12 protein-coding genes are annotated in these 14,660 nt (G+C 50.0%); 4 read left to right on the forward strand and 8 right to left on the reverse strand.

From position 1 onward, the window contains the following. Window positions 1-69: 69 nt before the first annotated feature. Window positions 70-2,511, reverse strand: coding sequence for a YbcC family protein (locus PRUB_RS09810; RefSeq protein ID WP_010385849.1), 2,442 nt, complete (start codon window positions 2,509-2,511; stop codon window positions 70-72). 1 nt (window position 2,512) lies between these two features. Next, entirely contained in the window at window positions 2,513-4,087 is a 1,575-nt protein-coding gene (locus PRUB_RS09815; RefSeq protein WP_010385847.1) for an NADH-quinone oxidoreductase subunit L, read from the reverse strand. A gap of 102 nt (window positions 4,088-4,189) precedes the next feature. Here PRUB_RS09815 and PRUB_RS09820 point away from each other — a divergent pair, with 102 nt between their 5' ends. The 4 genes from PRUB_RS09820 (at window position 4,190) to PRUB_RS09835 (ending at window position 8,388) form a co-directional block, all read left to right on the forward strand. Further along, a complete protein-coding gene (locus PRUB_RS09820) occupies window positions 4,190-5,065 on the forward strand; it encodes a LysR family transcriptional regulator (protein ID WP_010385845.1) in 876 nt (291 codons plus the stop codon). 69 nt (window positions 5,066-5,134) lie between these two features. After that, entirely contained in the window at window positions 5,135-6,607 is a 1,473-nt protein-coding gene (dgt, locus tag PRUB_RS09825) for a dGTPase (RefSeq protein WP_010385843.1), read from the forward strand. A gap of 278 nt (window positions 6,608-6,885) precedes the next feature. Further along, entirely contained in the window at window positions 6,886-7,095 is a 210-nt protein-coding gene (locus tag PRUB_RS09830) for a cold-shock protein (protein ID WP_010385841.1), read from the forward strand. A gap of 156 nt (window positions 7,096-7,251) precedes the next feature. Then, window positions 7,252-8,388, forward strand: coding sequence for a hypothetical protein (locus tag PRUB_RS09835; protein ID WP_010385839.1), 1,137 nt, complete (start codon window positions 7,252-7,254; stop codon window positions 8,386-8,388). Window positions 8,389-8,574: 186 nt separating this feature from the next. On the opposite strand, the gene PRUB_RS09840 is transcribed toward PRUB_RS09835, so the two are convergent. The 6 genes from PRUB_RS09840 to PRUB_RS09865 all read right to left on the reverse strand — a co-directional run bounded on the left by PRUB_RS09840 (window position 8,575) and on the right by PRUB_RS09865 (window position 14,655). Further along, entirely contained in the window at window positions 8,575-9,072 is a 498-nt protein-coding gene (locus tag PRUB_RS09840; protein ID WP_010385837.1) for a GNAT family N-acetyltransferase, read from the reverse strand. A gap of 145 nt (window positions 9,073-9,217) precedes the next feature. Further along, the gene (locus PRUB_RS09845; protein ID WP_010385835.1) at window positions 9,218-10,576 is read right to left on the reverse strand and encodes a DUF3526 domain-containing protein; all 1,359 of its coding nucleotides are present in this window, start codon (window positions 10,574-10,576) and stop codon (window positions 9,218-9,220) included. Then, entirely contained in the window at window positions 10,563-12,002 is a 1,440-nt protein-coding gene (locus PRUB_RS09850) for an ABC transporter permease (RefSeq protein WP_010385833.1), read from the reverse strand. Before PRUB_RS09850 ends, PRUB_RS09845 begins: the two co-directional genes overlap by 14 nt. Before the next feature lie 39 nt (window positions 12,003-12,041). Continuing rightward, window positions 12,042-12,764: an ABC transporter ATP-binding protein gene (locus tag PRUB_RS09855; protein ID WP_010385832.1), complete on the reverse strand. Its 723-nt coding sequence runs from the start codon at window positions 12,762-12,764 to the stop codon at window positions 12,042-12,044. A gap of 163 nt (window positions 12,765-12,927) precedes the next feature. Continuing rightward, complete coding sequence (locus tag PRUB_RS09860) at window positions 12,928-13,380, reverse strand: hypothetical protein (protein ID WP_010385831.1); 453 nt, start codon at window positions 13,378-13,380, stop codon at window positions 12,928-12,930. A gap of 9 nt (window positions 13,381-13,389) precedes the next feature. Beyond that, the gene (locus PRUB_RS09865) at window positions 13,390-14,655 is read right to left on the reverse strand and encodes an MFS transporter (protein WP_155946283.1); all 1,266 of its coding nucleotides are present in this window, start codon (window positions 14,653-14,655) and stop codon (window positions 13,390-13,392) included. Window positions 14,656-14,660: the final 5 nt, after the last annotated feature.

Below are 14,660 nucleotides of genomic sequence, written 5' to 3' on the forward strand. Positions count from 1 at the left end.
AAAAGCGGCAACCCGGAGGTTGCCGCTTCGTGCCCCACAGCTTTGTTCTGGTATCATGCATACCAGAAATCAAAGACACTGTACTATTTTCTGTTCTTCACTTTGCCTGTCTGCGGGTGCAGGCACAGGCCACCAGCGCTGCTGGTAAAAACGACTTATCTCGCCCGACGGTTGCCACTGAAATACGTACAACCACTCGTTATCGATCAACTGCTGCACCACTTCATGACATGAAGCAATGTCTTTAATTGCCGATTTAGGCGCCGCCACATAGACGGACAATCGCTGAACCTGATGCATCCAGTCGTGCCCGTTATGTAACGACTGCATTGCAAGGCCTGTCCTGAGATCTCCGCCATTCCCCTCAAAGACACCAATATTACCGCCAACCGCGTTATGTAATACCTTATTGCCACTACCAAAATGCAAATTATCTGTGGTCGAGGCGTTGTACTGCATGTTGATCCAATGGGTCACCAGCATAGGTGCGGTCATGATGGTTTCGAGCACCTTAAAATCAGTATCATGCTGCCATTGATAATCATGTAAGAAACTGCGCCCCTGCAGATCTAATCCCCGGGTCCAGTCGCGTGGGGCGACAATAAATGCTGCATTATTGGCCAGTCCCCACTCCGGGCGCGTCTGAGACCAATCCAGACTACGGGCTATCAAAGCCTGATCCAGAGCTTCCCGATCAAAATCAGCCAGCTGTGCATCAAGCTTTGCCGCGCGCTCTTTTTGTGCCACAGCCGTTGCGCGCGACAGCCAGGACTCTATCTGAGCATCGGGTTTTTCGCCATAACAGCGAATGTGATCTGTGGTGGTATTGTGCAGCGCTGCCACAAACCGGGTCTGCGTAGGGATCTCAACCCCAAGTTCAGTTAATTCAGCCCGTACCGCCTTATCATTCAGCAACCAGGCCAGTACTTTGACGTTGACTTCACCACTTTGACCACCACATGCGCCACACCCAAGTCCCGCTTCTTGCAAGTTGTTGGTCGACTGACTACCATGACCAACTAACAGCACGGTTGGTGCGAAGTGTTCAAATCCCATCGCATGCAATACACCGGCGGCCAGCCCGGCCTTTTGCTGCGCGCTTAACTCCTCGCCATTTTGCGTCAACGACCAGCTCTGACTGTTTGATAACTTATCGACAGGATGCACTTGCTCAGAGGCAAAAAACGCTTTTTTCAGTAATTTAAATGTATCTATCCACCCAGCCGACTCCACCATAGAAAATGACGCGGTGGCCGACTTCGAAAATGCCTGCCAACGGGCGCCGGCGTTTAGAGCGGCGGCACCATGCTTGTCGGTTTGCGCATGAGAGGCCACCAGACTGGGCATTAATAAGCCCGGGCACTGAGGACGGCTCACATCAGCCTGTTGCGGCTGGTATGAAATTGGCAAGCCAAAAAAGCCCGCAAACCCCATAGTCTGTATGGTATCGCTTTGCGCTTCCAATGCCCGACGATAGATTTCCGAGCGTACATCAATACAGAATGCGACCTGGCACTGGATGGCTTGAGCCGATAAATTGCCCGGGCGGCTCAACACGCCATGTAGCTGCTGCTGGTAACTCAGCTCAGCCGCCCTGGCCCAGATCCACAGCGGTTTTTGCTGTGTTTGATGTTGCGCTGGCAAATCCGTCAGCCGGGCAATAGATTGCTTCCATGCATGCGCTAAAGTCGCAAAAAAACCAGGAAATTGTGTCTTTTGATAACGCCACAACACCAGCTCCCAGGCCATCCGAATTGCCAGCAGCGCCAGGGTCTGATCTTGTGGCGCATTGCTGAGTTCACCTTGCCAACGTAAGTAGGCGACCCAGGCTCCCCATCCACTGATATCCAGCAACATGGCATGGGCATACAATTCGACCTGATCGTCTTCTATGCCAAAGGTGTCCAGCGCCTGGGCTATCAGCGTCTGCGGGTCATCTGGTAGCTGCGCAAAATAGCGGTGCAGGTCGGGCTCATCCAGCACAATGCTGAGTCCCCTATCACGCTGACTCACCGCCAGCCAGTGGGCATAAAGTTCAGGCTGCGCGCCGCTATGCAGCATCGGCTGTGCCTGCTGAAAATGTGCAGCACAAAACTGGCTGATCTGATGTATGATTTCGTCACGCCAGGCCATTTTATGACGCGCTCTGTGTTCGTCCAGCAGCGCTGACAAAGGCTGCCACGGCGCATGCTCCGGTGTGCGCTCTAGCGTCTGGACCAGCTCACCCAGACTGATCCCAAGTCCGGACTCCGCCAGTGCCGTTTGCAGGGCCTGCTCAGTGATCAGGCCACGTCGATACCAATCCAGATAGTCACTGGCTGGCATCAACATCGAAATACCGCCCAGCGCACTGAGCCGCGCACTGACCTGCTCAATTGGCTCATCACGCATTGGCCAGTATGGACTGACCGCAATCATCTGGTCCAGCGGCCAGCTGGGTGCAAGCTTCAGACAAGCGGTTTGAATCGCGCTAAGTTGTGGTTGGGTGAGTGTGCGAATATCTCTTGCCATCTTAAGACTCCTGAATTAATCCATACGGGCGCTTGGCCGCGCGCTGCACTTTAACCGGTGCAGGTAACTTCACAGGCCAGATTTTTAGTGTCAGACGGGTCCACCACTCATCCAGATATAAACCGGCAAACAGCACCACTGATACCCTTTGCACCCGAGGATCCGCTGCTCTGTAGGTCAACAACCAGTTCAACGCAAACAAGCTGACAAACAACATCATCACCACACTATCGGCTGCACTCATGGGAGCTTCGTGTAGAAAGACCTCAGCAAACACAGTGTGAGCCAACAGAGTTTTCATTGCAGCATAGCTGGCCAACAGCACGACACAGACTGCCAGCACACCTGCCCAGGGAAGGCTATGATGCGCACTGCTGCGCTGCGCCAGAAGCAGCGTAAATGACATTGCCAGCAGGGCCCACATACTCAGCGCCGTACCCTGCCCCACGAACCAATATGTCACGGCAACCAAGCTCACGCTCAGCAGCGCCGCACCCAGCCAGCGTGTGCGCGACGGCGTAACAGGGGCCGCCAGACGGGCTTGCAGGTTATCCCGAACCGCATGCCCGGAGTTAAGAAAAGCATGCGCTTTGTACACTGAATGAGCTAATAAATGTAGCAATGCCAATTCATATAACCCCAGCGCACATTCAACCAACATCAAACCCATTTGTGCACTGGTCGACCAGGCAAGCCGCACTTTAACGCTTACCCGGGTTGTCATGATCAGCGCCGCCAGCACCGTTGTCAGACCGCCTGTCAGTAACAGCAACCACTGGGCGGCTGCAACCTGCATCACCACAGGCGCAAACACTATCATTAAAAAACCACCCAGATTGATAACACCCGCATGTAATAAAGCACTGACTGGCGTAGGGGCTTCTACCACCTGCATGAGCCAGCCGTGCACCGGCAGCTGCGCACATTTCATCAGTGCGACTATTACCAGCATGACTGCGGCAATCTGGGTGTAAACACTGACTTCAGGGTTGGGACCCTGATAATGTGCCAGAATCTCGGTCAGCAAAAAGGTACCGTGCGCCTGGTACAAGCACAGCACGGCAATCAGCAACGCCAGCTCAGCCAGACGGGCCAGAATGAACTTTTTATGTGCTCCCAGTGCAGCTCGGGGGCGCTCGGGATAGAAAAGTAATAACTGGTGAAGCGCCAGACTAATCACAGTCCAGCCCAGCAGCAGCAAGAGTAGATGATTACTCATCACCACCAGAGAGACAGCCGCAAGCGTGCCCAGTAGCCAACGCCAGTAAACGCCCAGACGCGGCTCACCGGCCATGTAATTGAGAGAAAAGCGCATCAGAATAATGGCCATAAACACCACCAGGGCAGACATGATCAGGCCCAGCGGCGTCACATACACCCACTGTGTAAACCTACTTTCAGGGAGAAAAGGGGTCTCAACACCCTGCCCGGCAATGGCCATAATCAATAAAACCAGTAACCAACCAGACAATACATTGACAAACGGCCTGCTGATGCGAATAGCACGGCCGCAATACCAGGCACTGAGCGCAAAACTGAGCGTGATGGCGAGCATCATCATTAACGATATTGACATAATTATCCCACTCCATTCAGAACAGGCACAGTATGTCAGGCGTTGAAAGATATAAAAAATATATATATTCTAACTAAACCATATATTTTATATAACATTCATATGAGCCGGCTTAACTATCATCACCTCTATTATTTCTGGCGTGTTGCCAAAGCAGGTAGCCTGACGCAGGTCGCTCAGGATGTGCACATCTCGCAATCCGCCCTGTCAATTCAGATCAAACGGCTTGAGCATACGATGGGTGTCTCATTATTTGAAAAACAAGGACGTAAGCTGATCCTGACTGATGCCGGGAAGCAGGTGTTGGTTTATGCCGACGATATCTTTTACAAAGGTGAAGAGCTCGAATCCTTTTTACTCAAAGGTGTGGCCACCGAGCGGCAACACCTGTCGATTGGCGTGCAAACTACCCTGTCGCGAAATTTCATTGAAAGCTTTATCAGCCCTTTGCTGTATGACCCGTATATCAGCTTTACCCTCACCACCCGCGACATGGATACCCTGTTACAAGGATTAAGCAACCATGAACTGGATCTGGTGCTGACCAACCGTCTCGCCAGCCAGAATGAAACCCGCTGGCATACGCAACTGGTGTCGCGCCAGCAGGTTGCCATTGTCGGCCCGAAGGGCGCCGGCATTAAAAGTGACTTTCCACAAGGCTATGACAAAGTGCGCTGGGTACTGCCCGGGCCAACCACAGAGATCCGCTCTGCCTTCAATGCCTTATGCGCCGCTCATCAATACACGCCGGATATTCAGGCCGAGGTAGATGATATGGCGATGTTGCGCCTGCTGGCCAGAGACAGTGGCGCGCTTGCAGTGTTGCCCCCCGTAGTCGTGAAAGATGAAATAGCCCAGGGGGTGCTGGAGCAGTATCACAGTCAGCTGCCCATTTTTGAGCACTTTTACGCCATTACGACATCCCGTAAATTTGTCCCACAGGCCCTGCTAGACTTGCTTAAGAAACCCTTAGCATAAAACTCTAAGGTGTTGCTTTGTGGATAAAAAACAGACAACATAGGGATATGAATTAAATCATAAGGAAACATGGTGACGACCTTCAACTGTAAGATCCGCGCGGATCGCCCCTACGAGTTTTCAAGCAAGCTAAGCAAACAATTTGAAAGTGACCGAAACCGCATTATTACGTCGGCTGCAATCCGCCGGTTACAACAAAAAACCCAGGTTTTTCCGCTAGAGCGGAACGCTGCGGTACGCTCCAGATTGACGCACTCATTAGAAGTACAGCAGGCCGGGCGCTACATCTGTCAGCTGATCTGTGAGCTGCTCAATAAGCAAGATAGCAGTCTGCTTCCTGATAGCGATCATGAGCGCATGCTGGAGTCCATTGTCGAAATGGCCTGCCTGATGCACGACATAGGTAACCCACCGTTTGGTCACTTTGGCGAGGCAGCGCTGAGCGACTGGCTGGGACAGCATATTGCCGGTATCTACAAAAAACTCAGTGGTAAGGCAATGAGCCCCGACGTACTCAGAGACTTAACTCACTTTGAGGGCAACGCGCAAGGGATCCGCCTGGTGCACACACTGTTGAACCTGAACCTGACCTATTCACAAGCTTCAGGGATCATGAAATACACCCGTTGCGGCACTGAAGTCGCCCCGGGAGAGGGTGACACACTCAGTTACCTGAAAAAGAAAGTGGGCTTTTATCTCAGTGAGCAGGAGTATGTTGGCAAACTCAGACATGCACTGGATATCGCACCGGGCTGTCGTTCTCCCTTTTCTTACATCATGGAAGCCGCGGACGACATCTCTTATGGCATGGCCGATCTGGAAGACGCCGTTGAAAAAAACATACTGAGCTATCAGCAACTAAAAACCGCCCTGCAGGATACCTATCAGGCGCTCAGTGCCAGTTTGCCCGCTTCAGAACAAACACTGATGGCCGACATCATTAAAAAAGCCACAGACAGAACAGAAAAAATTGCGGGCAACCACAGCCAGTTCTTTGTGTTCTTGCGGGTTCAGGTTAACCAGAAACTGCCACAACATGCCGCAAGGCAATTCGTCGATAATTTTGATGCTGTGATGCGTGGCCAATTTAATCAGGCCCTGATTGAAGATGGCAGTGACTGCCACCTGCTTATTAAAACCTTTAAAGAGGTCGCCAGAGAGCTGGCCTTTGCCCACCCAGAGGTCGAAGGGCGAGAGTTACAGGGCTATCGGGTTATCAGTGGGCTGCTGAGCGTGTATGAACCACTCCTGCATCTGGGTAAAAATCAATTTGCTACACTCATGAACATCGAGATACCGGCAACGACTTATGTTTCCAGGATCCCGATATACTCCGCCAGACTCTTCAAAAAGTTACCCGAGAAACACAAGCAGGCCTATCGGAGCGCACTCAACAGTGACACAATGAACGCCATTATACCTGACCCTCAGGAACAGGAGTTTTACCTCAGAGTCAGATTAATCATTGACTACATCAGCGGTATGACTGATCAATTTGCCTTTGATGAGTATCGTGCGTTTCAGGTTATTGACGAAATATAATCAACGACCTGATGTTCTGCGGGTTTTTCTGGGGTACTGTGGGCAACTTTGTTCACAGTACCCAGGGCGATAAATTTAAAATTTGTACAAATAGTACTAGACAGGCCCGGTTAGTCTCTGTAGAGTAAAGGCCGCTAGAAAGAAAGTCGATATTTACATCCTACAATTCGTTGTCTTACACTTCGTAACGCAACCTGCAGTATTTAAGTTTCACCTCTACTTTTGATGCATTCACACCTATCGAAGGTTAATTTTTATTTATATTACAGGTTAATACTATGTCTAACACAGTTACTGGTACAGTTAAGTGGTTCAACGAGTCTAAAGGTTTTGGTTTCATTTCTCAGGAAAATGGCCCTGACGTATTCGCTCACTTCAGCGCTATCCAAGGCGACGGCTTCAAAACTTTGGTTGAAGGCCAGAGCGTAGAATTCACAGTGTCTCAGGGTCAAAAAGGTCCTCAGGCTGACAAAATCGTAGTTCTTTAATTACTACGCATTTTGCAAGAAAAGCGAGCTAAGGCTCGCTTTTTTCGTTTCTGTTCCTTCACTCCAATTCCAATGCATGAAAAATATGCATCTTCATAAATTTGTCACATCCCCCTGAACTGCTAGCCTTGAGAGAACCACTCAAGGAGAGTCACCATGAAAGCACGGATTGCGCTGTTAAGCGCAGCACTGGGTTTGTGCAGCCCCACTTTTGCACACACACTAAACACCCCCACCTTTGCCAGTCAGTTTTACTATGATGGCCTGATCATGACGCCAGACGGTAAAGGCTACTTTGGCCAGCAGTGGCTTGAAAATGCCACGGAAGTTACCCTCTTCCCTAAAAATGGCAATACTGCCTTGTGGACGCTCACATTAACGAATGCTCAGGGTCAGCCTATTGTGGGTGAGCCAGTCGAAATCAGCACGGAACCGCTTACCCTGACTGCACCACTGTGGCGCGAACCCACTGACATGGCTGCGCGATTTAGCAGCAGCGTACGGGCTAAAGTACTTACCCGCATTGAGCAAGGTCTGTTTCGTCTGAAAGCACCGTTTGAGATATCAAGCCCGGTCACGGATGCGCGCGGACAAATCAGCGTCTCGATAAACAATTTTCACAGTTGTGGTAACGACAGCATACCGGGCTCAGATCAGTTTGTTGCCCGGGCAGGCACGCAGCAACTCACCCTAACCGTTAAATGTGCCGTAACCGGGCTGGTTGCTATCCCGGATACGCCCGCTCAGGGGCTCACTACTGCTGGGTTAGTTGGTCGTCATTTGCACCCGGACTTATTGTCGGCACTGCAAAGCCTCGGCCGCGCCTGGCACGCCAAACCAAATAAACCCGCGGGCATGCCAGACCACTTAACCATTACCGGTGCGACCATGCGCTGGGGCGGCATAAATCCTCCCCACTTTACTCATAAGTTTGGCGGCACCGTCGACATTCGCCCGCTTGGCACGCATGCTGGTCCCATTAGCGTTGGCGATGCGGCGTATGATCGTCAGGCGACACAAAGCCTGGTTGATGCACTGGTACAACTTGGCGCAACCCAAATCATCTTTGCCGATAACCTGACCGGGGTGACTCAGGTCAAAGACAATCACAAAAATCATTTGCATGTGAGCTTTTTGAGTGACCCCCTGGAGCCCTGGCACAGCGGGGCTTCAGACACAGATGATGAAGGCCTGCACTGGCATCATTACGACGACATTTACGATATTCGGTATTTTATTCCAAAGGTAAAGCAGCTCAGTCCTAAAGCCTTCCGGTTTAACCTTGGCCAATAAAAAGCGATGCACTGACGGGCTGCGGGGCCTGCAGTCCGTCTTTGGTAGGAAACTCGTAGTGAAGCGATAACCCTACTATTTATTTGAGTTCTGTGAAGTACACCGCTTCAAGTGAGTTAGGTCAGCTCAGCAAAGTGACGGACAAAACGCTGGCTGAAAAGCCGCGCTCTATACGTAAGCTGATTGCTAATTTTGTTCAAATACCTTGCCAAACAAACGCGCATCAAACAACTCGCCATCTTTATAAATTGCTTTGCGGCGTACGCCCTCAAATTCAAACCCCGCTTTTTCCAATACCCGGGATGAACGGGTATTTTGCTCGAAAACAACCGCTTCCAGCCGGACCATCTCTGTTGTTGCTTCAACCTCGGTCATCAACAAATCAAGTGCCCGGCCAGTAATGCCCAGCCCCCAATACTCCTCAGCCAGCCAATAGCCGATTTCTGCACTACGGCAATACTCGAACGTACCTGGCCGCGCGCCGATACACCCGATCAGCACACCGTCCAGAATTATGGCACGCGTTATCCCTTCTTTGCTCCCTGTATTGATCCACCATTGTGCATCAGCCACAGTGTAAGGAAACGGCACTTTAGGCGACAAATACTGTACCGTAACAGGATTGTTTAAATAGCGAACCAGGCTTTGTTCATCTGAAGGTTCAAATAATCTGAGTGATAACATGCACATCCCTTAGCGAATTGGATAAATGTTGGAAACAATCATCCTACTGTGCGTGAGCTAATTCGACAACACCCTTTTTCGCCAATTATTCATGTTACCTGGATAGTACATACGGGCGAATACCGCCCGTATGATGTGAGGAAGGTTAAAGCGGTTTTAGCTGCCGGATCCTGACGACCGACAGCGCAGTGATGGCCAGTACAAATAAAGCACTGACCAGCAATTTCCACAGCCCACTGGCCGCTTCCATCGCCTGCGCTTTAAACAGTGGAAAATCTTCCACATCCTGACGTGTCACTGGCTTATCAAAAAACATAAAGTCATAGAAGAAATGACGCATGGCACGGTGGTAATCAGCGACTTGTTGCTGGTATTTCAACTGATAACCGCTACTGGTATGGGCCAGTTCATTCAGCGAAAGCTGAAAGAATAAAGCCGGAGACAACACACTCAGTGTTTGCAACCGGGCCTGGCGAGCCTGATTGTTCTGTATATGCGCTTCAACAAGAGTTTGCACCGCCAGATCGCTCATATGCTGCTGCGCATAATACCATTTCCAGTCGAATGCCTCGCCCAGAGGCGCGGTATTCTGCCACGGTGTTTCGTGCGTCAGAAATTCGTCCAGCGTGGCTTGCTTGTCCTTGTCCCAGCCATCGTTGAGTGTCATGCGCTGTTGAAGTGTGATCTCAAGCGGCGCATCGCTTTGGTATTGACCAGACAAATACAAGTGCACAGCCCCGGGGATCAGCAGTGCCAGTACCACCCAGCTACTCAGATAAGCCAGACTATTCACCACACTGTTTTTACCAAAACTCATGATTAAAGTTGCCAGTGCAAACCAGAACATCATATACAAACTGGTCGCCCCCAGCACTATCCAGAATAGGCCATCAAACGGCAAAGACAATATCAGTGCAGCGCTGAGTAACAAGGTAACCACCAGCAACCAGATGACCATAAAGCGCAGCGCAATCTGCTTGGCAAGTAGCCCAAATGCGCTGTTAGGCAGCGCGTTAAGCAATCGCCAGCGGCCCGCATGTTGCTCGTCTGAAATCAAAGTCACTGTCAGTATACCTATCACCAGAGGCAGAAAATAAACCAGCACAAAACCCAGATCCAGGCCACCTGCCCGTTGCTGAGCCGGATTAACAATCTCACGATTGAAAATCTGGCTTTGCAATGCCGTTGCGCGAATTTTCGTGGCCACCATAGACGACGGAGTCTCGCCCACAAACAAAGCGGCCCAGGGGCTCAACTTCCACTCAGTCGGGGCACTGGCATAGTACGCCAGAGATCCCGGAGCGGGCAGCGTTTCACGGCTATTGACATGTTCCCGCTCTTTTTGAAACACCACCATAGATTTATACTGGTCGATGCGTACCGACTTGTAACCAAGCGCGCCCTGGTAGATGGCAAACACCCCCGAGATGATAAATAACACCAAAACCAGCTTGTTAATGGTGCCGGCAAACAAACGCTTGCATTCGAGTTTAAACAGCAGCATAGATCCTCCTCTGCATCCCGTTTGAGTTCAGGAAAATAAACAGGGCAATAACCGCCAACAGCGGCAAAGCCCAGGCCAGAGAAAACGCGCTCAATGACCAGCTCAGCTTCGGCAAGGTGTAATGAAACGCATCAAACTCCTGCCAATAGGATTTATCAACCCGCTGTGCTCTATCATCGTGATGGTGGATCTCATGAGTGTGTAACTGATTCAATTTCTGGATCCGCGCGTATCGGTGCGCTTCAGCTTGCTGCTCAAAATCCAAAAAGTGTCGGGTATCTGTCCGGGTTAATGCCATTGAAAAATCGCGCACAAACAAATAGGGATTGATCCAGTAGAACTGACTGACAAACTGGCGCTGCGCGTCAAATTGTGCGACTTGCTGCTGATAATGCTTCTTGTAAATCTCGGCATTGAGCTTTTCACCTTCCTGCATCACCAACCCTTTATAGTTAACCGGCAATTCCTCGACTGAAGATACGCCATATTTTTTCAGGGTTTCTTCGCGGAATTTACTGAAGTAGGGATCGTCTGGATTATGACTGTCTCCGACTTTACGGTTATCCAGCTTGATTGCCAGCTCAAAGTCATTGCGTTTTTGGTGTGGATACTGATGATGGGCAAATTCCGCCAGCATACGTGGCATCAGAATGGTCAGAATAAACCAGATAGACGTCAGCAGTACAAGCGCTTGTTTCGGGGCTTTCACCAGGCTTGAAATTAAGAGTGTTACTGCGATCCAGAACAGACAATATAGCAGGTAAGCCCCAAATAACAGCAACAGCCTGAGCGGTGCTTCTGCGGAAAACTGTGCACCGGTACCTGCTGCAAGACCCAGTGCCAGTACAAACACTGGCAAGATAAACATAACAGATACAAGCAGGTAGCTAAGACTTTTGCCAGTGATTAACTCACGGAACGACACGCCCATAGACATAAGCTGTCTGAGCGTGCCACTCTTTTGCTCTCCACTGACGCTGGCAAACCCCAACGCAATAATCAGCAATGGCCAGATGATCAGCAAAATATTGGCACTACTGAGCTCAGAAAACCGTAACAAGGTGCCGCCATCCTGATCGTTGGCAAAATTGGCGCTGTTTTGTTTATGCGCCTCCAAAAAGATACTGTCACCCACCCAGGCATTCACACCCAGGTCAAAGAAACTGAGCGCACTGGGAGGACGGAACGCAAAGTGACCAAAATGCGCCACCCGATGAGGGTGCCTGTCTGGTTGTGCATTCCATTGTTGCTCAACAATTTCCTGCGCTTTGGTCTGGGTATGTACGCTGTGTTGGTACTGCTGCCAGCCGGTAAATAAAGCAATTGCCAGTAATAACTGGATCATAAAGAAGAGCAGCCACAGGCTGGGACTTTTGCGTTTACTGGCCAATTCATGGCGACAGATCTGCATTATTTTATTATTCATAGATAAGACAATTCCTGTTTAAACATCGACGTTACAGCATTAGCTGGCTGCACGTATCGCCGTTTTCCCTGAAATAAGTTCGTGGTAGGTAGTTTCCAGACTACTCAACGGCAGCTTGTTGTTATCCAGCAGGGTCAGCAGTTTGCCTTTATCCATAATGCCGATTTTGTCGGCCAGTGTATGCGCGCAGTAAAAATCGTGCGTCACCATCAAGATAGCTGCGCCCTTTTTTGCCAGTCGCTCGATAATGCGGATAAATTCCAGCGTCGCACTGGGATCCAGTCCGGATGTCGGCTCATCCAGCAATAACACTTTGGCCTGGCGCATAATCGCAAAGGCGATACCAACCTTTTGTCGCATGCCTTTTGAGTAGTTTTTCAACGACTGTTTACGGGCATTTTGTTCCAGACCGGTTTCATCGAGCGCCGCATGGATCTGTGCCTCACTCACGGATAATCCCGACAGGCTCGCCAGATATTTCAGGTTATCAATGGCATTGAATTCCTGATACAAATTAACCTGCTCGGGCAAATACACCAGCTTATCTTTACAACTGGGGCCCTGGTGCACATCCACTGAATCGATCAACGCCTGACCACTGTCGGGCTGTAAAAAATTTAGAAAGATATTCAGCGTGGTGCTTTTCCCCGCGCCATTGGCACCCAGCAGACACATTATCTCGCCCTGCTCGACTTTAAAGCTCAGCTCGCTGATCACCTGTTTATCTGCAAATGATTTGGTTAACTGTATGGCTTCTAACACAAATAGTACTCCCTGATACAATAAAAACCGCGCACGCCGTGTTGTCTCGATAGAGACCTGAACACTAAGCATGGGCGGTTTGGTAAGACGTAATCAACATCACGTTTGGTTATAACATAACACCAAATAACTAAATAGGAACAGTTTTTATTTCCCTGAGGTATTAACCTATTGGTACCAAAAAGCTCGCAGTCCCTGTAAAAGCGCCGCCTTCAACGTGGATCTGACCATTCTTGTAATACACAAGATTATCCGACAAACGCTTTTTACAGTGCTTAGGGAAGAAGCCTTCAAAGCGAACCTCTTCGGTTGTATTGATAGTGCGCTTGAACTTAATGTCCAGATCTCTGAGGTAAACTTCTCCCACTTTCTCGGTCAGCTGGTTGTCCCAGCAGCCGTAGATAATACCAAGCTGAGAGATCCAGATCATGGCACTTTGCGCACTGAAATGAAAACGGCCATCTCCGGGCATTTGAAAATGCTCAACATTAATGCGACCGTCGATATAACCGGGCTCTAAAGAGACGGAACTAAAAGACATACGCTCCTCACGCCAGCCATTTTCGAGATAGTCTGACATATAGGCTCGTTGCTGCGCTTGAGTAAGTTGAATCATGGTTAATCCTTACTTTGATGTGTTTGGGCTGGTTGTTTGAATTTGGGTATGAACATCGTGTGTTGACATAAACAGTGTATTGCATATGGCAGTACCTAAGCCGATCACGACCAGACAATACCAGGCCAGATCGTCACTTACGCTGGCATAATCGAATGCCACTCCCACCACGGCGCTGCCTGCTATCAACCCGATTCCGGCAAATAAATAGAAAAATCCGTAGTGTGTGGCCACCGACTTATCCTTTGCCAGCACAGAAATCTGGCTCATGATAAAAGGGAAACTCACCATAGTGCCAAGCGTAAACAGGACGGCAAGCAAGCTCATTGGCAGGTAATACAATACACCGCTCTGATAAGGCCAGACCGGTATTAAGGTGGCAAAAGACAGCCCCATTAGTGCTATACCTATGCTGATCCACTGATCAGGAGAAAGATAACGCTCGCACAACCGCGTGACCGGAAATTGAAAACAAATAGAGATAAGTGCACACAAAGTTAGCACCCAGGCGACATCTCCCGGGGTGCCTGACTGATTGACGATATGTAGCGGAATAGCAAATGAGATCTGATTAATCAGCATAAAGTAGCCCGACATGATCAGCGAAAAGGTGATGAATGTGCGGTTCCCCAGCACACCAGCAATCATGGCTGATACGCCGCCTTCTTTTGAGGTTTCCTTTGCTGGCGCGTTGCTCGTTTTAGCCTGTTTACCTGGCAACAGCACGGTAAACAGTAACGCAAACATTGCAAAGGGTAACGCTGAGACCACACATAACACGTCAAAGCTGACACTCAGAAGCAACAAACCACACACCGGGCCCAATAGCTCTCCGCCATTTCTGGCCACGCCTACCAGCGCAAACATTTGCGCACGACTCAGCTCGGTTTGTTTGGAAAAATAAGACTGTGCAGCAGGCGTGAACAAGGCACCAGCAAACCCGGTCAGAAAAGCAGCTAAAAACAGCACCTCTGTGATCTGAGAGAACAAAAACAGGCAAAACCCAAGTGCCCGAAGTAAACACCCAATCACTATCAGCTTCTTCACGCCAAACAAGTCGGCCAGCAGACCGCCAACCAAAAACAATCCTTGCTGGCAAAAAGAGCGCACACCCAAAACCAGTCCAACCAGGGTGGCGCTCAGCAGCAAGTCTTGTTTGAGGTAACCCGCTAAAAACGGGATCAGCATATAAAAACCAAGATTAAACACAAAGGCTGCGATGAGCATCCAGCGATATTCCGCGCTGAGCCTCAGATAAGAGGTAACAATCGACATGACAA

This window comes from Pseudoalteromonas rubra (assembly GCF_000238295.3).
In the GTDB taxonomy this organism is placed as follows: Bacteria; Pseudomonadota; Gammaproteobacteria; order Enterobacterales; family Alteromonadaceae; genus Pseudoalteromonas; species Pseudoalteromonas rubra.